The organism is Colwellia marinimaniae, assembly GCF_002207865.1.
GTDB lineage: Bacteria > Pseudomonadota > Gammaproteobacteria > Enterobacterales > Alteromonadaceae > Colwellia > Colwellia marinimaniae.
Genome location: NZ_BDQM01000001.1, coordinates 205,534 through 228,253 on the forward strand (window position 1 = coordinate 205,534; position 22,720 = coordinate 228,253).

Below are 22,720 nucleotides of genomic sequence, written 5' to 3' on the forward strand. Positions count from 1 at the left end.
CCTTAAATCGAAAAAAAGGTACATATCTCTAACTGAGCAGACCTGTTACTTGTGGTTGAAAATACTGACAAGCTGTTCTTTCTTGGCTTTAGTGAGATGGCGAATTTGATACTCTTTTTTGCAAGCAGAGCTTTTATTGTCAGCTGCTTCAAGGTAAGCCAAGCTCACGGGTCGTCTTGCTCGGGTATATTTTGCGCCCAGTTTACTGTTATTATGTTCAGCAATTCGGCGCTGAATATCAGTGGTAACGCCAGCATATAAACTATTATCGTTACAGCGGAGGAAATAAACCCACCAAGTTGTCGTTTTGTTATCTTCTGTCATATAAAGCAATAATTAGCGGTAAATAAAGTAAAAGTAATCATGGTAAATAAAAGTGCTTGAAATATCAAACAATGTCAGTCTAGCGGATTGGGAAATAGAGCTGAGTGCAATACGTGCGACGGGTAATGGTGGTCAGCGTGTTAATAAAGTCGCCACCGCTATTCACCTACGTTTTGACATTAAGCGTTCTTCGTTACCAACAATCTATAAGGAGCGTTTACTTACTTCTAAAGATAGTCGCGTAACCAAAGAGGGTGTTGTTATCATTAAAGCACAAAAATTTCGTACCCAAGAAATGAATAAAGAGGATGCCCTAGCGCGTTTAAAAGACTTTATTCTTGCCATGATGGTCATTCAAAAACGTCGACGAGCGACCAAACCCACCAAAGGTTCGGTGAAGAGGCGCTTAGCTGGCAAAGCAAATCGAAAAGTCGTTAAACAAACACGAAAAAAAGTGCAATTTTAGTGTCAGATAAACCCGGTTAAATTTTCCTGGCTAAAAGCAGGTAAGTCTTTGCGGTCGCACAGCAAAAAAATCAAACGTCCTTGATGAAAAAAAATAAAAAAACCTAATACAAGATAAAAAATAGAGAGCCATTATGCCAATGAGTGAAGTCGGCGCGATAGAAAAACTAACCGCGCAACTTGATAGTAATAATTTAGTACAGTATCAACTGCCTTTAGCTAGTCTTAGCCGAGATGGAACTAAACAAAGTATTGCCTTAAATCCCTTAATAGGTAAAACCATCAGTTTACATTTTACTGGTAATATAGCTTGTAAACATTGTGGTAAACGCACCAAAAAGAGTTATTCGCAGGGTTATTGTTACCCATGTATGAGTAAACTTGCCCAGTGTGATTTGTGTATTATGAAACCAGAAACTTGCCACTTTCACTTAGGCACATGTCGCGAGCCTGAGTGGGGTGAAAGTCACTGTATGGTTGATCATTATGTTTATTTAGCGAATAGCTCGGGCTTAAAAGTAGGTATAACCCGACACACTCAGCTGCCCACTCGCTGGATAGACCAAGGTGCTTGCCAAGCCTTACCGATATTTAAAGTGAGTACCCGCTTGCAGTCAGGTCTGGTCGAGACCGCGCTAGCTGAATTTATTAGTGATAAAACTAATTGGCGCGCCATGTTAAAAGGGCAGCCAGAGCCGCTTGATCTAAAAGCAAAAGCAGAGGAGTTAATTCCTGAGATTAGTTTTCGCTTATCTGAACTTAGGCTTCAATTTGGCAGTGATGCGGTTGTAGAGTTAAATGAGAGTGTGCAAGATATTCATTTCCCTGTGCGTGAGTATTTAACAAAAATAAGCTCTTTTAATTTTGATAAAACTGCCACGGTTAGCGGAGTACTTATGGGTATTAAAGGTCAATATTTGATTTTTGATAAGGGCGTAATAAATATGCGGAAATTTAGCTCATATCAAATAAGTATTGACTATTAGTAACTTGAATTTGAGAATTGATATATCATATAGTTACATCTAGCTGTAATTAGCCAAAGAGCGAAGGTATTATTGGCTAAGTAACTTAAGATGTCGGAATTTTAGACTGCAGTATTTAAGGGAAAAAGATGACCGCAGATGATTATGTACAGCAAGCGAGTGAAATTTTTGTTTTTTCTGATTCTTTTATTAGGATCAGGGAGTTAATTGATGATGAAGCTTCAACCATAGATGATATTTCAGAAGTTATTCTGCTTGATCCCGCGCTTGCAGGTACCGTCTTAAAACTAGCGAATAGTCCATTTTTTAGTTACCCAGGTAAAATAGATACCATTTCTAAAGCCGTGTTAGTGTTAGGGATCACCGAAGTTTATAACCTAGTCATTGTTTTTTTTACCACAGAAGCTTTTAAGAATATTGATGCCAATCAAGATTACCTTGAGGACTTTTGGATAAAAAGTATCGATTGTGCTTTGCTGATGAAGTTTTTAGGTACTAGCTTGGGCATTGCCCATGCAGAGCGCTTATTTATTTTAGGCTTGCTACATAATTTAGGTGAGTTGCTGGTTCATCAAATGACCGCTGATAAGCATAGTGCTTGCGAAAGTCAGGATATCAATTTATTGCCTTGGATTAAGCAACATAAGGTGCTTGGTTTTACTTACGGGGAGTGCTCAGCCGCGCTACTAAAAGAATGGCAATTACCTTATAGCATTTTTGCTCCCATTCGTGACCAAGATGTTGACGACTTAAGTCAATACAGTACCGAAACACAGCTGTTATATGTTGCTAAACGGGTGATGAGCAAAAACCAGCTGTTTAAAGGGCAAAGTATAGATTACAGTGACTTGTTAACAAAAGAGCAATTAGAGCTACTTTGCATCGATAAAAAGATATTAGAAAATGCCGTTGATTATTGTGCTTTAGAGCGCTTAAGTTTATTAATGATATTAAACCCTAGTGCCGCCATGCTTTACTAATTTTTAGTTACTTTAACAATTTAATGGTCAGTTGATATATAGATAAAGCCCGATAAATAGCCGTTTATCGGGTATTAGTTTGGGTTGTATCGTCCTTGGCTCAAAATATTATTTGGATCTAAGCTGCTTTTTAGCTGATTAACCGTTTGCCAAAAATCACTGTCCTTATTGAGTAGCCATTGTTGCTGATCAATATTAAGCCGGTAAGGTACAAAGCCTTTTTTCAGGCCTTGTTCTACCAACATTTTTAAGCAATTATGGGCATCGTTAACGGCTTTAGGATTGCTTAAATCAAAGACTATAGGGATGGTACTGTCAACGCAGTCGTGTTTTAAGTTGGTAAACGTAATAAAAGGTTCAATATTAAATTTTGGACATGTTGCTCTAATAAACTCAACAAACTCCCGCATTTTATTTGCTTTCATGGGAATTAATGGCGCATACCAAAGTAAACCACAACCATCTTGACCAGGTGATAGCTTATCTTTATCAAAACCATCAGCGTCTTTATGGCGCCAATAGGCTAGTTTTAAGGCAATTTTATTGGGCTTGCCTAGCATTATGTCTTTACCTTTATTAAAAGAATTAAGCTGCTCAGCGATCGTAGTTAACATCGGTACTTTATTGATTAACCATGCGGGCAAAATATCGATAGTTTTATTTGCTAGGATAATACTTAGGCTATTTGAGTAAATACGCTTACATGGTAGTTGTTTGAAAATGTCGTCTATTTCTTTTTTTACCACCTTAACAACTCTGCTACTGCCGTAAATACTACCGACAATAGTCCAACTAGGGGCTCTTAGCTCGCTAGCTAGTTTATTAATATCGTTACTGAGCATGACTTGATGAGCATCATTACCATTAGGGTTCTTGGCAAACATTGACAATAAGCGCCGCTGATCCATAAGGTTAATTGAACCAACAATACCTTCATAATCTTGCAACACCTCTCTGATCAAAGGTACGGCGGCTTCAAGTAGGCTATCATCGGCCATTTGAATAAAAAAGGACGTGAAATCTGGTTTTATCTTCGCTAAGCGAAGGGTCATTTGGCTGACAATACCAAGGTTTGACTGAGTAAATAGTCCCTCTAAATAAGGACCGAGTCCCCACTTAAAGGTTTTATCTACCAGTTTTTCCTCACTGGCATCTAACTCATAAACGGCAGATTGATAGGGTCTACCGTTAGCCCAGTAGCCTTGAATACTAGTAACCGCACTGAAATGGTCGGTATAAGGCGTTATACCGTAGCCCCGCTCTAAAGCATTAGCTAATAGGGAGCAACTCGGGCCTGCACCCGTGACGGGCACCATATAATCATGATTATGCTGATGTAAAAAATCACTTAATTGTTGTTGAGTGACTCCTGGCTCTATGGTAACTAGGCCTAACTCGCTATCAAAATGAGTTATCTTTGTTAAGCGACCTAAATCTAAAAGAATAATATTGTTAGCTAGCCCGGTCGGTTGGCTAGTACCATAACCCCAATTATTACCGGTACTGATGGGGTACAACGAAAAAGCGAGTTTTTCATCCTTGGCACATTGGTTGGCTAAATCAAGTATTAGTTTAATTTCGCTAACGTCAGTCAGTGTAATCACGGCCATCAGCTGTCGTTGTTTGTTGTCAAAGTTATCGAGCCCTTCTGTAGCACGCATAAATCGAGCAAGTTGCTGAGGGGCAGATGAAAAACGTGACTTTGTTGCTAGGACATTTTCAATGAGGGAAGCAAGCTGTGGTGACATGGCAGGTACTTAGCGGTAAACCGCTGTTGAGTGCTGTTAATGTATATTAGCTGAATTTAAGTTAGATTCATTTGCTTCAGTTGCAAGCAGATGTCTTTTTCAATCGTTTTATAAAGACTTTTAAAGCCAGGTGAAAGGTCTTTCATAAATATTTCAGGGCTGATGTAATAGGGCGCGCGTAAGCCATGGTAGTCAACAGTAGGGCCAAGTTGCTGAAAGGATATGCCAATAAACTTCATGCTGCGCGCGAGTCTCGGTTCCATCATCACATAGACATGACGAATTCCCGTATTCATGCCCATGGTTGCTGCCGCCATATATAATCCGATGGCAATAAAGGGGAAGCAACGTAATTCTGTTTCCGAATAGCTAATCTCACTAATTACCCCGGTGCCCGAGCCCTTGTAGTGATCGGCTTTACGGCGACGAAAATCAGCTTTAACGGCTAATCGTGAAATTTCAGCTATTTCAGCACGGTTAAAGCGCTTAGGGCTAAGCGCTTCGTTAGTGATAGAGTCTAGGCAATACTTTTCTATGGGCAGTAATTGCTCGGGACCATTTGAGGTGACTAAGCGCACACAACTGGTAAATGTTTCCGAAGGTTTATGCTTAATTAAAGAGAAAATAGATTGCTCGTCAAACTCATCAGTCTCTTGGCCATTTTCTCTCACCTCTTCAAAAGCGAGTTCTTCGCAGTAAACATTATGACGTATTTTAAATGCTTCTTCTTTTAATGCTTGGTTTACGGCAACATGAGGTTGTAAAAATTGGGTGAAATGTTCTGCAATACTATGCGCTTCTCTACTTGCCTTAGCGGAGATGATTTTTTTAGTGATATTAGCAATAATAGGAGTGCTTAATAATCGTTGATTCCAGTTCATTATTATTCCATGATGAAATTGTAAATAACTAGGCTAATACCAGTATAGTCGTTAACTCAATTTAGCTATAATTAATGTCAAATTGCGCTTTAAAGTAATATTTCGCTTAATTGCGGTTGACTTAGAAAGTCCTTAGGGCTTGCTGAAGCGCCATATGCGCCAGATTGAAAGACTACGACATAATCACCTAGGCTGGCTTTAGGTAGCATAATTTTGTCCGCTAAAATATCAAGCGGCGTGCATAAGGGCCCGACAATGTTAACTTGCTCTAGTTCCTTGCCTATTGCTAGCGGGTAATTCTTGCGAATGACTTGGCCAAAATTGCCTGAGTTAGCGAGGTGATGATGTAAACCGCCATCACACACTAAATACTTTGTGCCACGGGAAACCTTAATATCAACCACTTTACAGACATAAATACCAGCTTCGGCGACTAAATACCGCCCTAGCTCTAAGATCAGCTCGACCCCGTCAGTCAAGGTTTTATATTGCTGCAAAAGTGCCTGTAAATTATCGGCAATTGCTGACACGGCTAATGGCTGCTCATTAGCAAAGTAGGGCACACCAAAGCCACCACCAATATTCAGGTAATCTATTTTTATAGTGGTTATTTTGCGTGTTAACTCAACTAATTGTTGTGCTAAGGCAAATGTTTGTTGTTGCGCTGCCATGATAGCCTCGGCATTAAGGTTTTGTGAGCCAGTATAAATATGAAAACTGCGTAAATTAACTTACTTTAACGGCAGGTCCTTAAGCACTTGAGCAATTTGCTCTTCGATCACCTTGATTAACGCCAAGGGACAAAAAACCTTGTGCGACTGCCTTCACTTCTTTATCAAGTTGAGCATAACTAAGCTGGTTAGTATTTATTTGCAGCGCAATCGCATGGGGATAGCGCTGGGCACTAAAACTAATGAGCTGGTGAATCAAGCTGGTCATTTATCATCCTGAAAATAAAATGTCGGGGGTAATCTGAGTCACACTATTATGACCGTAAAAGCATAACAGAGGCAAGTAGCAGTTAAAGGGAATTCTTAGAATTTAATGAATTATATCATGAGTTTCCATATTCATTTTTAATGGAATAACTTCCATTGCGGTTTTAAAACCAATTTTATATAGCTGATGCTTTTGTTTGGTCGTCATTTTAAAATCAACCGCTGAGTATTCACCTATGTTTATCACTATGGTGTTGTGCCAAAAACTCTCGTTAATATACTCACGGGAAATAGTGGTCATAAAAGTACGAATAAGTAGCGTGACATAGTTAAAGATAGGAAATAAGCCATTAACACTTAGTTGATCATATTCATGTTCACCGCGTAAACGAAAACAAAGTACCGGTGTACCTTTATGATCCCAGTCTCTGTGTAAGGCATCTTCAGATAAAATACTGCCGTCAACCATAATACATTTCCCGTAGGTTTTAAAGCTAAAAACCAGTGGGATAGACATGGAAAATCTTACCGCTTGTGATACCTTCATATCAGGGGTTAATTCAGCATCAAAGATGACGGGTTTGCCGTTAGTGACATCGGTAGCAACTATATGAAGGGTTTTCTCTAATTGAGCGAACGTTTTTCCTTGTAAATGATTATCCACCCAGCGTTCAAAAGCATCGCCAGAGCTTAAGCCACCATGGCGAATAAGTTTGATTAAGGAGAACTCTCGAAATTGGTTATAATTTGTTTGTAAGGCAATTCTTTTTATGTCATTTAAGGCTAAACCGGCGGCATAGAAACTGGCAATGATGCTGCCGCCAGAGACACCGACAAGATCTTCAAAGTCAATATCGAGTAATTGCAATGCTTTTAATACGCCTAAGTGGGCTGGTAGTCGGGTACCGCCACCAGCAAAAATTGGCACTATAGATTTTTTCATTTAACCCCCTTAACCGCAAAGGATATCAAGGCTACTGACATTTTTAACAGTAAACTTTAGCCTTAATTATGAACAAAGTTAGCGATTTTGCGAAAAATATTGTTTAGCAAGGGTAAAGTAATGCATTTTATATCAGGGAGGCTTTAAGGTAGACTTTATTTCGGTAACTAATATCACATAAATTATATAGGAAAAATTATGAGACCAACCATGCAGCTTGTTAGTTTTTGTCTGTGCATACTTATGCCATACGCTCATGCCGACTTTGTTGATGTTGTCGCAAAAATTAAGCCGTCAGTTGTTGGTATTGGTGTGCATACACCTACTAGCCGCCCGCAAAATATTTTACGGGGCACTGGCTTTGTCATTGGTAATGGCCGTTACATAGTCACCAATAATCATGTATTACCGACCTTATTAAACGACAGTCTATTACAAAAAATGGCGGTTTTTATTGGTTCAGGTAAAAATGCTAAAGTCAGAGAAGCTGAAATCGTGGCGACTTCCAGCTTATATGATTTAGCTATTTTAAAAATATCGGGACCGGCTTTACCTGCGATGACCTTGGCTAATAGTGATTTCATCGCCGATGGTAGTTTTATTGCTTTTACCGGTTTTCCTATTGGCGGTGTGCTGGGCTTATACCCGGTTACTCACCGAGGTATCGTAGCTAGTCTTACGCCAATAGTTGTACCAGCGGTATCCGCGCAACAAATCAATTTGAAAATGCTTAAACGTATGCGCAACCCCTACTTAGTTTATCAGCTTGATGCTACTGCTTATCCGGGAAATAGTGGTAGTGCTATGTATGATATGAAAACAGGGGCAGTGGTTGGCATAATCAATAAAGTGTTTGTGCAGAGCACTAAAGAAGCGGTTATTAGTAATCCTAGCGGTATCACTTACGCAATACCGGTAAAGTATTTACATCAAGTACTGCGAGAGAATAACATTTCAATTTAGTCAAACGCTTGTTGCAGATGTTACTCACTAACCGCGGTGACTTTATTGCTACTTTCACTTTGATATAAATGTGATAGCGGTACTAACTTTATACCATGTAAGGCTAACGTTGGGATCAGCTTAGTTAATATCGCCACAGTTTCAGGGTGTGGGTGAGCGATAGCAATAGCGATTTGATGCTTTTGGGCAATCGCTATTAGTTGCTTAAATTGTTGACTAATATATTCATCAGTTAATTCATTATCTAAAAAAATCTGCCTTGATTTTACCGGTACGCCGTAGTCTATCGCCGCTTGTTTCGCCTGTGAATGAGGGCTGGTTTTACTGTCTAAAAAAAGTAATTCATGCTGTTTTAAAAAAGCCATGGTCCACGCCATTGGTTGATAAAGTTGCGTGAGGTAGCTGCCCATATGATTATTAATGCCAATTGCAAAAGGGATTTCAGCGAAGGATTTAGTCAAACTTCTTTTAAAGGCATCTTCATCCATAGCGCTAGTTAACGCGCCAGGGCCTAATTTCTCTCTATTCTTAGACTCCATTGGAATATGGATTAGCACATCATGATTGGCATTATTCGCTTGTATGGCAAGTTTTTTTCCGTAGGTGGTATGGGGTAAAAAGGCATAAGTAATTGCGCCGGGTAAGGTTAATGCGTGTTTATCTGTGTAACGATAGCCCATATCATCAATGATGATGGCAACTCGATTCGTTTGAGCTTGGCTCTGATAACTTATTAGCATCATAACGAGTAGGGGAAAATTAGCTATAAAGGACATTTTTTTCAACAGAGTATTTTGCACCAGATAAGGGGTCCTTATAATTATTTAATTAGTAAAAAGCCTAGTAGTAATTTAGCTAAAAAATATAATATTTTAGCTAAAGGGATAAATAAATATCACACTTTATTTGCACCATAGCTTTGGATTAAGGGCTTTGCCTCGGTGGCGAATTTCAAAATAAAGCCCTGATTGGTCTTGGCCGCCACTTTGGCCAACTAACGCTATAGGCTCGCCTGTTTCGACACGATCGCCAACGGCTTTGAGTAAGGTTTGATTATGAGCGTAAAGGCTCATATAGCCATTGCCATGATCGATAACGGTTAATAAACCATAACCTTTAAGCCAGTCAGAAAATAACACTGTGCCATTATGAATCGTTTGTACTTGGCGGCTGATTGGCGCACTGATTAATACCCCCTTCCACTTTAAGTAACCCTGTTTACGACTGCCAAAGCGATGCAACATACGTCCCTTAACCGGCCAGGACAGCTTTCGTTTTAATTTGCTTAAACCGGTTAAATCAATTTCTGCCTGAATAATGGCGGCTAGTTTATGTAATGCTTGGTTTAAGTTGTTTTCTTCGGCTTTAAGTTTATTCAATTGCTGCTGGCTGGAAAGTAACTTGCGGCTTAATTTTGATAAGGTTTTACTGCGTTGCTTTTTACTGGTTCGTAATTGCGTGCCTTGCTGTAATTGCTCAGCTTTAAGCTGCTGTAAATACGTAACTTGCTCTTGATGCTCAGTGTTTACTTGCAGTAGTTTCGTTATGGTTGCTTGAAATTTATCTATTTCTTTGGTTCTTGCCTGATTTAAATATTGATAATAACTGATGGTACGTTGAATTTTATCACTTTGATTTTGGTTAAGTAGTAATTTAAGGTAATCGTGCTGGCCTGTGGTATATGCGGCTCTAAGCTGTTGTGCCAATAAGCGCTCTTGCTTTTTCTTTGCTATGGTTAACTGTTGTTTTTCTCTGGCTAGTGTGGCTATTTTTACTTGTGTGTTACTGAGTTTAACCTCAATATCATTGATGGCTTTGGCTACTTTAGCTATGGCTAAGTCATCAGTTTTTAGTTGTCGCTCTAGGTTACTGCGTTGTTTATTGGTATCAAAAATATTTGATTCTTGTGTAGCAATGGCTTGCTGAACATCACTAAGTTTGGCACGGTTTTGTTGTTGTGTGCTTTCATTACGCTTATTTTGCTCAGCGTGCGCGGGAAAAGCAAACAGCAAACTTACTATGAATAAGCTTGCTGCGCCTAGCTGCTGAAAGTGTTTACTGGATAAATAAGTGTCGATAAACAAGCTCGCAATCGATAGTGACAAAAAGTTAAAAACCAATATATCACTTATAGCCATGTTAGCTCAAGATGCATCTTGACTAGCCATTGCTCTGGTGTCGGCAAGCACATTTTTTAAGCTATCATGGCTGCTTTAAGATCACTTCGTTAGTGGCATTAATATTGAACCGGTCATTTCTTCCGGCTGTGCCATGCCCATTAAGTGCAATATACTTGGTGATATATCACTTAAAGTACCCGACGCTGCGGGAGTAGCCTTACGGCCAACATAGATTAGTGGTACCGGCTCACAGGTATGGGCAGTATGTGCTTGGCCTGATATGGGATCTTCCATTTGCTCAGCATTACCGTGATCGGCGGTAATAAAACATTCGCCACCATGTTCTTGTAATGCTTTAACTACACGACCAACACAAGTATCTACGGCTTCACAAGCCTTTACTGTCGCAGCAAAGTTACCCGTATGGCCAACCATGTCACCATTAGGGTAGTTGACGACGATAAAGTCATATTGACCACTTTCAATAGCGCCGACTAGCTTATCAGTGAGTATTGTTGAATTCATTTCTGGTTGTAAATCGTAAGTCGCCACATCGGGTGAGGGTATTAATATGCGCTCTTCTCCGGCAAAATTATCCTCTTTACCACCGCTAAAGAAGAAAGTGACGTGGGCAAACTTTTCCGTTTCAGAAATACGTAGTTGTGTTTTATCATGTTTGGCTAACCATTCACCCATGACGTTAGTTAACGTCGCTGGCGCAAAAGCTGATGGTGCGTCAATGTCGACTGAATACTGGGTTAACATCACAAAACTACCGATGGCTGGCGTGCATTTCCGTTGAAAACCCTCGAAGTTATTTTCGGTAAAACATCGGCTAAATTGACGGGCGCGGTCGGCTCTAAAATTCATAAAAATCAACGTATCACCATCATTTACTTTGATAGTTTCCCCCGATGGCGTAGTTATCGCGCTGGCGCCAACAAACTCATCATTTTCATTGCGTTCATAAGCCGCAGTTAGGGCATCTAAGGCGTTATTATATTGGTGTAATCCGCTACCACTAACCATCAAGTTATAAGCTGCTTCAACACGATCCCAGCGTTGATCTCTATCCATGGCATAGTAACGACCAATAACAGAGGCTATTTGTCCTTCGCTTCCTGTGTCGGTAAATAATTCAGTAAATTTTTGTTGGGCTTTTGCTAAGGATGCTTGTGCACTACGAGGCGGAGTATCTCTGCCATCAAGAAAGGCATGTAAATAGACTTTTTTTGCGCCACGGTTTTTGGCAAGTTCCATCATGGCGAAGATATGATCTTCATGGCTATGGACACCACCAGGAGAGAGTAAACCAAAAATATGTACGGCGTTATCCCCAGATACGGCCTTATCAACCGCTTGGCATAACGTCGGGTTATCCTTAAAGTCACCATCGTTGATGGCTTTAGTGATACGAGTAAAGTCTTGATACACTACACGGCCAGCACCTAGATTTACATGGCCAACTTCCGAGTTGCCCATTTGTCCATCGGGTAGACCGACAGCCATGCCTGAAGTATCGATAAGCATATTAGGGTAATTGGCTTTTAAGTCATCTAATACGGGGGTTTTTGCATGGTGTATAGCGTTTGAACTAGTCTCTTCTCTGTATCCCCAACCATCTAGAATCATTAGTACCATTGATTTTTTATGCGCCATTATTTTCCCCGTTATAGTTAATGTTTACCGTATTTTATCGGCAAGTATTGTACACCCTAGTATGGTGTTATTCACTAAGGATTTAACATAGAAATGTTCCAACATGGGTTACTAAGTTTTACCTCGCGGTATATGCTCGCAATTCTAAGTGATTTGCGTATAATATGCCGATTCGAAATTTGATAAAAAATGGTCTTTATTTATGGAACAATTAATTACTTTTGCAGTCGATAATGGCATGCTGAGCGCGGTTTGGGTTGCCTTAGTGGTAATGATTATCTTCATGACAATTAAAATGAAAATGTCGCCAATTAAACAAATTAGTACACAAGATTTAACTTTTTTAATGAATAGAGAGGCAGGCGTTGCCCTTGATATCCGCAAGGACAAAGAGTTTAAAGCGGGACATATCCTTGATGCCATCAACTTGCCTAGTGAAAAAATCAGCAAGAATGGTCTGACTAGTCTTGAAAAATATAAAGACAAACCCATCATTGTAGTATGTGCGGCCGGTATGAGTGCTATGCAAATAGCTAACGATTTATTTAAGGCTGGTTTCAGCCGTGTTAGTGTACTAAAAGGTGGTATGAATAGTTGGACGGGTGCCGGTTTACCGGTAGCAAAATAATTAGTTCGCTTGTCCACATGACTAATCCATATCATTAATTAATGACAGAGAAATTAAAATGGCAAAAGTTGATATTTATACCAAAGCATACTGCCCTTATTGTACTCATGCATTGGCCTTACTCAAAGGTAAATCGGTAGCTTACAATGAAATTAAGATCGATGGTGATATGACTATGCGTACCGCCATGATTGAACGTAGCAATGGCGGTTATACCGTACCACAAATATTTATTAATGATGAACATGTTGGCGGCTGTGATCAATTAGTCGCCTTAGAAATGAATAATCAGCTAGATGCGTTATTATGCCAAACGGATTAATTAATGCTCGCTCAATGAGCAATAAATTAGTCCGATTGGTTCTAAACGCATAATAATAAGACTCAATCAGTTAAGTTTACTGACAACAATTACAATAAAGGAGCCACTCATGGCTGAAGAAAACCAAGTAGCGAACAGTGAAGCAACACAACCATCTCCAGAATTCTCCATTCAACGTATTTATACTAAAGATGTCTCTTTTGAAACACCAAATTCTCCGGCCATATTTCAGTTAGATTGGAAACCAGAGATCAAGTTAGACCTTGATACCCGCTCGACTAAGTTAGCTGATGATACTTATGAAGTGGTGTTATCTGTAACAGTAACCGCCACCGTTGAAGGTCAAACAGCCTTTTTAGCGGAAGTACAACAAGCTGGCATCTTTACTATTGGTAACTTACCTGAAGCTCAATTAGCCCATACTATTGGCGCTTTTTGCCCAACAACATTGTTCCCATATGCACGTGAGACGGTAGCAAGCTTAGTAAACCGCGGTTCTTTCCCACAATTTAATTTAACACCCGTTAACTTTGAAGGTTTATATGCTTCTTATGTACAGCAACGTGCAGCAAAAGAGAACATGCCTCAAAGCAGCGAAACACACTAGTCATTAGTACTTAAGTGCAAATAACATTAGCTTATAAATAGGGTTGAATATGTCTTTAGCTGCAAAAATTACTGTGCTCGGTGCCGGATCTTATGGCACAGCCCTAGCAATTTGTTTAGCCAGAAATGGTCATAAAACCCTGTTATGGGGGCGTGATACTAAACATGTCGCTACCATGGCGCAAGATAGACAAAATATTAAATATCTTGAGGACTGTGCTTTTCCTGATGCTTTAGTACTAGAAGCTGATTTAACAAAGGCAGTGCAAGCGAGTGATAATATATTGGTTGTGGTACCAAGCCATGCTTTTGCCGATATGCTTAAGCAAATTAAGCCAATGTTAACCAGCAATGCAAAAATTGCTTGGGCTACTAAAGGTTTAGATCCTGAAACTGGGGATTTATTGCAGAATGTCGCCATTAAGATACTTGGCAGTAAAGTCTCTTTAGCGGTGCTATCCGGTCCTACGTTTGCTAGAGAAATGGCTTCAGGTTTTCCTACTGCTATTTCCTTGTCATCTGAAGATGATGATTTTGTTGCTGAGTTATCAGACTTACTGCATTGTGAAAAATTATTTCGGGTTTATTCGAATAAAGATTTTATTGGTGTACAACTTGGTGGTGCCGTTAAAAACGTTATCGCTATTGCCGCCGGCATATCTGATGGTATTGGTTTTGGTGCCAATGCCCGTACGGCATTAATTACCCGAGGTTTAGCTGAAATGACCCGCTTAGGTTTAGCGTTAAATGCTGAGCCGGCCACCTTTATGGGCATGGCAGGCTTAGGTGATTTGGTTCTTACCTGTACAGATAATCAATCTCGTAATCGCCGATTTGGTTTAGCGTTAGGTAAGGGCAGTGAAGTTGAGCAAGCTATTACTGATATTGGGCAAGTAGTTGAAGGCTACCGTAATACAAGAGAAGTGTATATGCTAGCCAAACGACATGGCGTGGAAATGCCTATTGTTGAACAAGTATACCAAGTACTTTATTGTGGCAAAGATACCAAGTTAGCTGCGGCTGATTTACTTTCTCGTGATAAGAAATTTGAATAACTTCATCACCTAGAAATAGCAGGGTAAATCGGCTTGAAAGCCGATTTACCCTTACTTTATACCCGGCTTATTATACCGCGTTTGGAAAACCTAATTGACGCCAAGCATCGTAAACAATTACCGCTGCGGCGTTTGATAAATTCATACTGCGACTTTCTTTTAACATCGGAATTCTAATTTTATTTTTATCTGGGATTTGTACACGAACTTCTTCGGGTAATCCCGCCGTCTCTGAGCCAAACAATAAATAATCCCCTGCTTGAAACTTAACATCGCCATAAAAATTGTTGGTCTTAGTTGTTATGGCTAATACTCGCTTGGGCTGCTCTTTGTCCATAAAAGCTTTGAAATTTGCATGGCGTTGTATTGCGGCAAATTCATGATAGTCTAAACCGGCACGACGTAATTTTTTATCCTCTAAATCAAAACCTAAGGGTTCAATTAAATGCAAACGAAAGCCTGAGTTTGCACATAAACGAATAATATTACCGGTATTGGGCGGAATTTGTGGTTGAAAAAGTACAACATCTAGCATAACAATCATCATCGGATAAAATTTTTGTTATTATATACTTGTTACCCGTTAAAATACACGGTGTAACTTACCGCTTGATTGGAAGCGGCTATAAGCACAAATAACTTTTAGCTCTTAATTTTCTTCAAGGATTGGCTATGGCGATAAGTTCAATATCAACGGACGAATATGCATTATGGGTACGGCGGGCCGCTATATCTTCTACTTCAATAGCACTGATCTTAGTGGTGATTAAACTCTATGCTTGGCTGGTTACTGATTCTAGCGCCATGCTCGCTTCTACCACTGATTCGATTTTAGATTTATTCGCTTCGCTAATGAGTATTGTTATTCTGCGTTTTGCCCTTGCACCAGCAGATAAAGAGCACAGCTTTGGTCATGGTAAAGCGGAAAGTTTAGCGGGGTTAGTACAAGCATCTTTTGTGCTTGGCTCTGCCATTATCCTTATTTTCAGTGGCGTCTACCGGGTTCTTAATCCACAAGTTATAGTGCAAAGTGAAGTGGCTATTTGGGTGACTATTATCGCTATTGCCTTAACACTTTGTTTAGTCACTTTTCAGCGTTACGTGATAAAGCGTACTGGCTCCATTATTATCAGTGGTGATGCCTTACATTATCAATCGGATTTATTGCTAAATTTAGGGGTTCTAGCCGCAATCATCTTGAGTCAAGGTATATGGCTACACGCTGATGGTGTGTTCACCATATTGGTCGCTCTTTATCTTGTTTTTGGCGCGGGTCAAATTATGGTACAAAGTGTTTCCCAGTTAATGGATAGTGAGTTATGTGATGAGGAACTGGCGCAAATAAGAGCTATTGTTTTAAGTAACGGCCAAGCCATGGGTATTCATGAGTTACGAACAAGGCAGTCGGGCGTGAAGCGCTTTGTGCAGTTTCATTTAGAATTAAGTGATGATTTATCATTATTTGAAGCGCATAGCATAGGCGATGAAATTGAAGATGAAATTTGTCGCCTGTTCGCCCCTTGCGAAGTCTTTATTCATCACGATCCTAGCTCGGTAGTGCAAAGTGAGCAGTCAAAAGGCTCTGTTAGCTAATTGCTGCAGCAGTTTTATGTTGCTTAAACCAATTTATAGTCTGGCTTAAGGCGCTGTTTCTATAGTCATCTATTTCAAAGAATAATTCGTGCAATGCACCATCAATCCTACTTGGTACTCCCTTAGGGCAAGACTGTGGTTGTAACTTATGTAACTGCTGACAAAAGTCATTTTGTGCTTGTTGGCAAACAACGCTATCACGCCCTGCTTGCAGTAACAATATCGGTGTTTTAAGTTGAGCCATGTTAGCGAAAATATTTTTTTGCGCGGCAATGCTCTGCGCTAACCAATGTGTAGTAACCCCACCAAGTTGAATGACGTTGTTTTTTTTGTATAAGTCGATAAAAATTTGATAACGCTTTGTTGAGTGAGTCAACTTATTCTCGCTAAAAGTAACGGCAGAATAGTTTTTTTGTCCAAAAAAATACCAAGGTGTTTTACTGATTAAGTTATTGAGTGTTAGCTTGGCGGCTATAAGTGTGTATGCAATAGATGTCGGTAATAAACCTGAATAGAAGCCTAACATAGGTGATGAAATTACTGCAGCTGCAATGGCCTTGGGTGAGTCTTGCATAAAGCGGGTGGCAATGGCAGCACCCATTGAGTGAGCTAACAGGTAAGGTTTAGCGGGACAGTGGTGTGTCACGATATTTTCAATGAAGTAGTGTAAATCATCAACGTAGTGTTGAAATTTAGCCACATAACCTTTATGTAAATTGGCCAGTAAACGTCCAGATAAACCTTGACCGCGGTGATCGAGGATAAAAATATTATAGCCTTGCTGGTATAAATCAAACGTTAGTTCTTGGTATTTTAAATAACTTTCACCACGCCCTGATACTATAACGATAGTTGGCAGTTGCTCTTGTTGCTGAATAAATTGCGCATAATGAATATTTACTTTATTCACACCAGAAAATGAATGAAATAAGCCTTGTTGCCAGAAAGAGGTTATTTTATCTGGCAGCATACCCTTAATGTTTTTTTCTTGGTTAAACTGGGATATTTGGCTCAAGTGGAACCCTAATAAGTAAGGTGAAATAAGTGGCTATTGAGGTAAGTCTATGTGAGCGTCGATTATTTTTAGAGGGCTGGGTTACGCCTTACCTTGAGCATTAAGTATTCAACATAAAGTCATGTTATGCATGCAAGCTAAAAGAGAATATTTTACTCATTTTACTGTTAACATTTCGGTTGTTTTTGGTTGCTGGACTAAAACGCCACTTTCGCAGTGCTGAGCGGATAGCCGATTTGAAATAGATTAGTTTACTCTGCTGGCTAAAGTGAATATCTTTTACTTTACCATTAAGATCAATAGTGAAATTTACTTTTACTTCCATCTCTATGCCACGGCGTTTAGCCAAGGTTGGATAAATAGGGCTGATTGAATTCAATAGCTTTGCTACATGTGACCTAGGTGTTGCTATGGTTTCTTTACTGGTCTTCTTTATTAAAGCAGTTGTTGAAGCCAGAGCATGTGATGCGGTATATAGCTCATCCTGTACGGCTAATTCGTTGAGCTCTTGGCGATATGAAAACTGAGCATAAGGGCTGTTGTTACTGTGAAATTTATTATTGAATTGTGCGGGGAAATGCCTATTACCTTGCTCAGGATAATCAAGCGTAGCTGATACCGCCGCTAAGTTGATAGCTGCTGTTGATTTAGTCACTTTTGTTATTGAGCTTGATTGCGTTGGAGCAACCATGGTGGCGCTAGTCTTTATTAGACTCTGTTCTACCACACTAACACTGAGTATGGCCTTTTCAGCCGTTAATTTAGCGTTTAAGCCATCCTCTGCCGGATTAGTTACTTTATGTTGAGCGGTATTTATCCGACTATTAAACGATTTTTCTAGTGGTTTTTTTTGCTTATCCGTTAAAGGGATTTTAGTTATTTGTACTTTATCTCTGTTAGCTACTTGGCTAGACACAGGCGGAGAAACCGCGGTCATTTTTATTGTGGGTTCAGCAATAACTTGCTCTTGTTGCTGAAACGAGGGTTCAATCATTGCAGTCGTTAATGCTATATCATTAGGTCTTACTAGACTAACGTCACTTTGACTATCAGCAGGATCAACCGGTGATCTATTAGTCGTATTCACCTGACTATTTAACAGTTGCTGAGCAATGGAATCCTTGGTTATTTTAGTGTTTTCTTGCTTGAATAGGGTTTTATTGAGCTCAACTGCGCTAACATTTTTTTGAAAAACATACGGACTAAAGGCATTGTTTTTTTGCCAAGGGAAATGATTATTTAGCTGCTGGGCGTATGGCATGGTGAGTAATTGATTTATGCTCAGTAAGGTTAATGCCAGTAAGAGACTAATAGCAGCGAGCCATTTGCTAGCATTATTGCTCGGTGCACAATGGTGATCAACAATACGAAGTACTCGTGCTTTTAAATCACCACCTGTTGCGGCCATTGCCATCGTTGGAATGGTATGAAAATTCGCTTTAGCACATAACGAGGCGGTATCAGTTAAGGTGTGCGCATAGGCAATGGCATCACCGCAATGTTGCACCGCAATATCGTCACTACAATATTCACGTTCATTGCGTATTTGTTTGCCTATCCAATGCACACTAGGGTGGAAAAAAAATAATAACTCGATAAGTGTCTGCAGAAAATTAACTAAATAATCATGGCGACGAATATGAGCTAGTTCATGCAAAATTAGCATTTCAAGTTGAGCCGAACTTAAGCCAGTGACCATACTCGCGGGTAGTAATACTACGGGTTTTAACCAACCTATTGCCATGGGTACTTCGGCTTTTAATGAGATAAGTAGCTTAGGGGTTTTTGTTAACTTTATTTGCTGAGCTAATTCATCAAAGCGCGCTAGTAAAGCAGTAGAGGGGGAAACGCTGCCATACATAGGTAAATTATTTACATTTCGAACCTCAATTAAGAGCTTACAGGCAAGTGCAGTAATTATCGCCAGCCAAAGTAATGACAGGTAAGGCAAGGAGTAAGCTAATATTGAGGGTAGTAATTCATGGTAATTTAACAACGCATTCTTCTGGGTTAACTCATGGACTAAACTCGTTAACGCAATAGGGCTGAGGTTACTGTTAATGCCTGAATTGGTGTCAGGATAGACCATGACAAAGGTAAGTATAGCGAGGCAGGCATTTGTTAACATGGCTAATATTGCTAAGGCATAGCGTAATATTGGCTTACTTTTATCAATAATAAATAATGCGGACTTTAGTATAAATGCCACCAATAAACCTTGCCACAAAAAGTGCACTAAGGTTAACGATAAGCTATATAAAAAAGGGCTATTAAATAATTGTTCAAGCATAATTAAAGTAGAGTCTTACTGTTTTTCTAATGAGTTTAACAGCTGACGAATATCATTGATTTCTTGCGTACTGGTTGAGTCATCAATAGCGCGCATTACTAGTTTCGAGGTAGAGCCACCAAAAGCTTTACTTATTAGGTCTCTAATAAGTGATGTTTGTGTGTGTGTTTGGCTATTAGCCGCGGCATAAACGTGTGCGCGATTACTTTCATCACGAATGACTAATGTTTTTTCATGCATAATTTGCAGTATTTTCAATACGGTGGTGTAGCCTGTTTTTTGCGTTGCACTAACAACATCATGCACCTGTCGTACCGTAGCGGGCCCCATTTTCCAAAGAACATTGAGTAAGGTTAACTCTGCCTCTGTGGGTTTCACCGGAGAATTATCATGCGCCATGTACACTTCCTTTTTGATCGTTTTTATTAGGCTAAGTATTTTTATAATACTTAGCCAAGTTACGAATTTAATCGTATTTCATCTAAGCTTATATCGAGTACACTAAATGAGCAACCGTTTTGTTGATTGATATTCGTACTGAGTAAAAGGTCTATTTTGCTGATTTATCTAGTGAGGCATAAACCTCGCCAAGACGAGTGACCGTACCTGGGCCCGCATTGGCGGCAAATTCACTCAACATATTCGGGGCGAAGGTGCTAACGACCGTTGAACCTAGCTTAAAGCGGCCCATTTCATCACCTTTTTCAAAAGTAATAGCCTTGCTGCCCTCTTTAGGGTATTGCCATCTGAAGATGTCTTTGCCTGCGGGTGGGGTAATAACACCTGCCCAGGTTGTTTCAATGCTAGCAACAATTGTTGCGCCAACTAATACCATAGCCAGTTCGCCATATTCGGTATCAAAAATAGCGACAACACGTTCATTGCGGGCAAAAAGATCGGGCACATTTTGAGCCGTTAGTGGATTGACAGAAAATAGTTCCCCTGGCACATAAATCATTTCCCGCAAAGTACCGGCCATGGGCATATGAATGCGATGGTAATCTTTTGGCGCAAGATAAATACACGAAAATTTACCGCCTTGAAAAGGTGCTGCTGTTGCGGCATCACCACCAAGTAAAGAGGTTAAACTGTAATTGAAACCTTTTGCTTGGATAAGCTGACCGTCAACAATATCACCTTGTTGACTAATGGCCCCATCTACGGGGTAGCATATGGAATTGTTATCATCATCAATAGGGCGAGCCCCGTCGGCTAATTCACGGGTGAAAAAGTTATTAAAGGTGTCAAAATCACTGGCGTTTTTTAATTTCGCCTCATTCATATTGATACCGTAAGCCTTAATAAATAGACTAATAAGCTTAGTAGTTAACCAACCCATTTTTGCCGCCGCAAACTTACCTACTAAACGTGAAATAGCGTGTTTAGGCATAATGTATTGCCAGGCAATTTTAATTTTATCGCTAAGATTGTTTTTTGAAGACACTCGGTTTCCTTAATTATTAAAACGTGAGGTTAATGTATTATCATTGAGGCTGGCTAATATGCGCTGAAAACTCGCTAGGCGATCAGGGCTTATTTTTTCATTTTCACCCGCGGCTATTAAGGCGCAGCCGAGATCGGTTTGATGTTTACAATCTCGAAATTTACATAGGCCAATATAATCTGAAAACTCGATAAAACCATGGCAAACTTGTTCAGGGGTTAAATGCCATAAACCAAATTCACGAATACCTGGGGAGTCAATTAAATCACCGCCCTCAATAAAGTGATATAAGCGTGCCACTGTGGTGGTGTGTTGCCCTAAACCTGAGTTTTCTGAGACTTCTTTTGTCAACAGCCCTAATTCAGGCATTAAGGCATTGACCAAGGTTGATTTACCGACACCTGACTGACCGACGAAAATACTGGTATGTTCAGCAAGTTGTAACTTTAGTTTCTCAATACCGTCAAGAGATATGCAACTGGCATAAAGTACTTGATAGCCAATATCTTGATAGATTTGTAATTGCTTTTTGATTGCCGCTTGTTCGTCGGTGGAAATACTGTCTAGTAAGTCCGTTTTGTTGAGCACGATAACAGGGGTAATACCGGTCTGTTCAGCCGCGACTAAATAGCGATCAATAATATCGCTGTTAAAAGCGGGTAATACCGAAGAGACAATCAGAATTTGGCTAATATTAGCCGCGATAGGTTTTATCCCATCATAAACATCGGGGCGACTTAACACGGTATCACGCTCATGCACGGCTTCGATAATGCCAGTAATACTATGCTGGGTTTGTTTACCAAGACGCCATTGCACCTTATCACCACAAACTAGGGAAGCTATCGAACGGCGTAAATTACAGCGGAAAATTTCACCGCTATTATTTTCGACATCGGCGTGCTGACCAAAGCGACTAATGATCACCCCTTGCTCAGGAGCGCCGAGGTCGCCATCATCCCACTGCACTTTATCTTTACCGCCTTGCAGTTTTTTATCATGATTTGCTTTAATGCGTCTTTGCTGACCTTTAGTCAGTTTTTTTACTTTAGCCATGTGAATTATTCATACTATTTAATTTGATCCAACTTAGTTCTGGCGTATTATACTAACAATAATATATGAATGCTTGTGCATTTTTTTAAGGGAAATTTATGGCGGGTAATGACAGTAACTTAATTTGGCTTGATTTGGAAATGACGGGACTAGATCCTGACGATGATGTTATTTTAGAAATTGCTATTATTATCACCGATAGTCATTTAAATATCTTAGCGCAAGGGCCAATATTTGCCATCAATCAAAGTGATGAAGTGCTAGATAATATGAACCTATGGTGTATTGAACATCATGGTCAATCAGGGCTTACGCAAAGGTGCCGTGATAGCGAGGTAAGTTTGGCGCACGCAACCGAACAAAGTGTGGCTTTTGTGCAAGAATGGGTACCGCAAGGTAAGTCACCTATGTGTGGTAATAGTATCGGACAAGATAGGCGCTTTATAAATAAGTATATGCCTGACTTCGAAGAGCATTTTCATTATCGTAATCTAGATGTTAGTACCATAAAAGAGCTGGCTCGGCGTTGGAAGCCTGAAGTACTAGAATCTGTGGTTAAAACCGGCGCACATTTAGCGCTCGATGATATAAAAGAATCTATTGCTGAGTTAAAAGTTTATAGAGAACTCTTCTTCAAACTATAGTTTTAACAGACAAAAAACTAAGGCACAAAAATTATATAGCGTTATTATCGTGCCACCTTT

The 22,720-nt window shown here is 39.8% G+C and carries 25 protein-coding genes; 10 read left to right on the forward strand and 15 right to left on the reverse strand.

Annotation, left to right across the window (positions count from 1 at the left end):
* Window positions 1–45: 45 nt before the first annotated feature.
* The gene (locus MTCD1_RS00835; RefSeq protein ID WP_057182422.1) at window positions 46–324 is read right to left on the reverse strand and encodes a GIY-YIG nuclease family protein; all 279 of its coding nucleotides are present in this window, start codon (window positions 322–324) and stop codon (window positions 46–48) included.
* A gap of 52 nt (window positions 325–376) precedes the next feature.
* On the opposite strand from MTCD1_RS00835, the gene arfB reads away from it, so the two are divergent.
* The 3 genes from arfB to MTCD1_RS00850 all read left to right on the forward strand — a co-directional run bounded on the left by arfB (window position 377) and on the right by MTCD1_RS00850 (window position 2,755).
* Window positions 377–790 (forward strand): alternative ribosome rescue aminoacyl-tRNA hydrolase ArfB, encoded by a 414-nt coding sequence (arfB, locus tag MTCD1_RS00840; RefSeq protein WP_057182420.1) that lies wholly within the window; start codon window positions 377–379, stop codon window positions 788–790.
* Window positions 791–923: 133 nt separating this feature from the next.
* On the forward strand, window positions 924–1,775 hold the full coding sequence (locus MTCD1_RS00845) for a DUF2797 domain-containing protein (RefSeq protein WP_057182418.1): 852 nt from the start codon (window positions 924–926) through the stop codon (window positions 1,773–1,775).
* Window positions 1,776–1,903: 128 nt separating this feature from the next.
* Window positions 1,904–2,755, forward strand: a complete 852-nt coding sequence (locus MTCD1_RS00850; RefSeq protein WP_057182416.1) for an HDOD domain-containing protein — start codon at window positions 1,904–1,906, stop codon at window positions 2,753–2,755.
* A 74-nt stretch (window positions 2,756–2,829) separates the two neighbouring features.
* On the opposite strand, the gene MTCD1_RS00855 is transcribed toward MTCD1_RS00850, so the two are convergent.
* From MTCD1_RS00855 to MTCD1_RS00875, 5 genes are all read right to left on the reverse strand, one after another.
* Entirely contained in the window at window positions 2,830–4,503 is a 1,674-nt protein-coding gene (locus MTCD1_RS00855; protein WP_057182413.1) for an FAD-binding protein, read from the reverse strand.
* Window positions 4,504–4,559: 56 nt separating this feature from the next.
* Entirely contained in the window at window positions 4,560–5,384 is an 825-nt protein-coding gene (locus MTCD1_RS00860) for a PEP-CTERM/exosortase system-associated acyltransferase (RefSeq protein ID WP_057182411.1), read from the reverse strand.
* An 89-nt stretch (window positions 5,385–5,473) separates the two neighbouring features.
* A complete protein-coding gene (locus MTCD1_RS00865; RefSeq protein WP_268807339.1) occupies window positions 5,474–6,094 on the reverse strand; it encodes a type III PLP-dependent enzyme domain-containing protein in 621 nt (206 codons plus the stop codon).
* Between the two features lie 40 nt (window positions 6,095–6,134).
* Window positions 6,135–6,323: an AMP-binding protein gene (locus tag MTCD1_RS00870; protein WP_057182408.1), complete on the reverse strand. Its 189-nt coding sequence runs from the start codon at window positions 6,321–6,323 to the stop codon at window positions 6,135–6,137.
* A gap of 102 nt (window positions 6,324–6,425) precedes the next feature.
* Window positions 6,426–7,265 (reverse strand): patatin-like phospholipase family protein, encoded by an 840-nt coding sequence (locus MTCD1_RS00875; RefSeq protein ID WP_057182406.1) that lies wholly within the window; start codon window positions 7,263–7,265, stop codon window positions 6,426–6,428.
* Between the two features lie 198 nt (window positions 7,266–7,463).
* Here MTCD1_RS00875 and MTCD1_RS00880 point away from each other — a divergent pair, with 198 nt between their 5' ends.
* Complete coding sequence (locus tag MTCD1_RS00880) at window positions 7,464–8,228, forward strand: S1 family peptidase (protein WP_057182404.1); 765 nt, start codon at window positions 7,464–7,466, stop codon at window positions 8,226–8,228.
* A gap of 20 nt (window positions 8,229–8,248) precedes the next feature.
* On the opposite strand, the gene MTCD1_RS00885 is transcribed toward MTCD1_RS00880, so the two are convergent.
* The 3 genes from MTCD1_RS00885 to gpmI all read right to left on the reverse strand — a co-directional run bounded on the left by MTCD1_RS00885 (window position 8,249) and on the right by gpmI (window position 12,010).
* Window positions 8,249–9,028, reverse strand: a complete 780-nt coding sequence (locus MTCD1_RS00885) for a divergent polysaccharide deacetylase family protein (protein WP_057182402.1) — start codon at window positions 9,026–9,028, stop codon at window positions 8,249–8,251.
* A gap of 102 nt (window positions 9,029–9,130) precedes the next feature.
* Entirely contained in the window at window positions 9,131–10,366 is a 1,236-nt protein-coding gene (locus MTCD1_RS00890) for a murein hydrolase activator EnvC family protein (RefSeq protein ID WP_057182401.1), read from the reverse strand.
* Window positions 10,367–10,447: 81 nt separating this feature from the next.
* Window positions 10,448–12,010, reverse strand: a complete 1,563-nt coding sequence (gene gpmI / locus MTCD1_RS00895) for a 2,3-bisphosphoglycerate-independent phosphoglycerate mutase (protein WP_057182399.1) — start codon at window positions 12,008–12,010, stop codon at window positions 10,448–10,450.
* A gap of 199 nt (window positions 12,011–12,209) precedes the next feature.
* Here gpmI and MTCD1_RS00900 point away from each other — a divergent pair, with 199 nt between their 5' ends.
* The 4 genes from MTCD1_RS00900 to gpsA all read left to right on the forward strand — a co-directional run bounded on the left by MTCD1_RS00900 (window position 12,210) and on the right by gpsA (window position 14,618).
* On the forward strand, window positions 12,210–12,635 hold the full coding sequence (locus tag MTCD1_RS00900; protein ID WP_057182397.1) for a rhodanese-like domain-containing protein: 426 nt from the start codon (window positions 12,210–12,212) through the stop codon (window positions 12,633–12,635).
* 58 nt (window positions 12,636–12,693) lie between these two features.
* Entirely contained in the window at window positions 12,694–12,957 is a 264-nt protein-coding gene (grxC, locus tag MTCD1_RS00905; protein ID WP_057182395.1) for a glutaredoxin 3, read from the forward strand.
* Between the two features lie 109 nt (window positions 12,958–13,066).
* Window positions 13,067–13,564 carry a protein-export chaperone SecB gene (secB, locus tag MTCD1_RS00910; RefSeq protein ID WP_057182393.1) on the forward strand — a complete coding sequence of 166 codons (498 nt, stop codon included), beginning with the start codon at window positions 13,067–13,069 and terminating at the stop codon, window positions 13,562–13,564.
* A gap of 49 nt (window positions 13,565–13,613) precedes the next feature.
* The gene (gpsA, locus tag MTCD1_RS00915; RefSeq protein ID WP_057182391.1) at window positions 13,614–14,618 is read left to right on the forward strand and encodes an NAD(P)H-dependent glycerol-3-phosphate dehydrogenase; all 1,005 of its coding nucleotides are present in this window, start codon (window positions 13,614–13,616) and stop codon (window positions 14,616–14,618) included.
* 70 nt (window positions 14,619–14,688) lie between these two features.
* Here the strand turns inward: gpsA and trmL are convergent, their stop codons facing one another.
* Window positions 14,689–15,153 (reverse strand): tRNA (uridine(34)/cytosine(34)/5-carboxymethylaminomethyluridine(34)-2'-O)-methyltransferase TrmL, encoded by a 465-nt coding sequence (trmL, locus tag MTCD1_RS00920; protein WP_057182693.1) that lies wholly within the window; start codon window positions 15,151–15,153, stop codon window positions 14,689–14,691.
* 137 nt (window positions 15,154–15,290) lie between these two features.
* On the opposite strand from trmL, the gene MTCD1_RS00925 reads away from it, so the two are divergent.
* Window positions 15,291–16,211, forward strand: coding sequence for a cation diffusion facilitator family transporter (locus MTCD1_RS00925; RefSeq protein WP_082606580.1), 921 nt, complete (start codon window positions 15,291–15,293; stop codon window positions 16,209–16,211).
* On the opposite strand, the gene MTCD1_RS00930 is transcribed toward MTCD1_RS00925, so the two are convergent.
* From MTCD1_RS00930 to rsgA, 5 genes are all read right to left on the reverse strand, one after another.
* Complete coding sequence (locus tag MTCD1_RS00930) at window positions 16,204–17,226, reverse strand: alpha/beta fold hydrolase (protein WP_057182389.1); 1,023 nt, start codon at window positions 17,224–17,226, stop codon at window positions 16,204–16,206. The genes MTCD1_RS00925 and MTCD1_RS00930 overlap by 8 nt on opposite strands.
* 124 nt (window positions 17,227–17,350) lie before the next feature.
* Complete coding sequence (locus tag MTCD1_RS00935; RefSeq protein WP_057182387.1) at window positions 17,351–19,516, reverse strand: M56 family metallopeptidase; 2,166 nt, start codon at window positions 19,514–19,516, stop codon at window positions 17,351–17,353.
* Between the two features lie 15 nt (window positions 19,517–19,531).
* Window positions 19,532–19,915 (reverse strand): BlaI/MecI/CopY family transcriptional regulator, encoded by a 384-nt coding sequence (locus MTCD1_RS00940; RefSeq protein WP_057182385.1) that lies wholly within the window; start codon window positions 19,913–19,915, stop codon window positions 19,532–19,534.
* A 151-nt stretch (window positions 19,916–20,066) separates the two neighbouring features.
* The gene (asd, locus tag MTCD1_RS00945) at window positions 20,067–20,960 is read right to left on the reverse strand and encodes an archaetidylserine decarboxylase (RefSeq protein ID WP_498067562.1); all 894 of its coding nucleotides are present in this window, start codon (window positions 20,958–20,960) and stop codon (window positions 20,067–20,069) included.
* Between the two features lie 9 nt (window positions 20,961–20,969).
* Window positions 20,970–22,016: a small ribosomal subunit biogenesis GTPase RsgA gene (gene rsgA / locus MTCD1_RS00950; RefSeq protein WP_057182383.1), complete on the reverse strand. Its 1,047-nt coding sequence runs from the start codon at window positions 22,014–22,016 to the stop codon at window positions 20,970–20,972.
* Between the two features lie 98 nt (window positions 22,017–22,114).
* Between rsgA and orn the strand changes: the two genes are divergently transcribed.
* The gene (gene orn, locus MTCD1_RS00955) at window positions 22,115–22,660 is read left to right on the forward strand and encodes an oligoribonuclease (RefSeq protein ID WP_057182381.1); all 546 of its coding nucleotides are present in this window, start codon (window positions 22,115–22,117) and stop codon (window positions 22,658–22,660) included.
* Window positions 22,661–22,720: the final 60 nt, after the last annotated feature.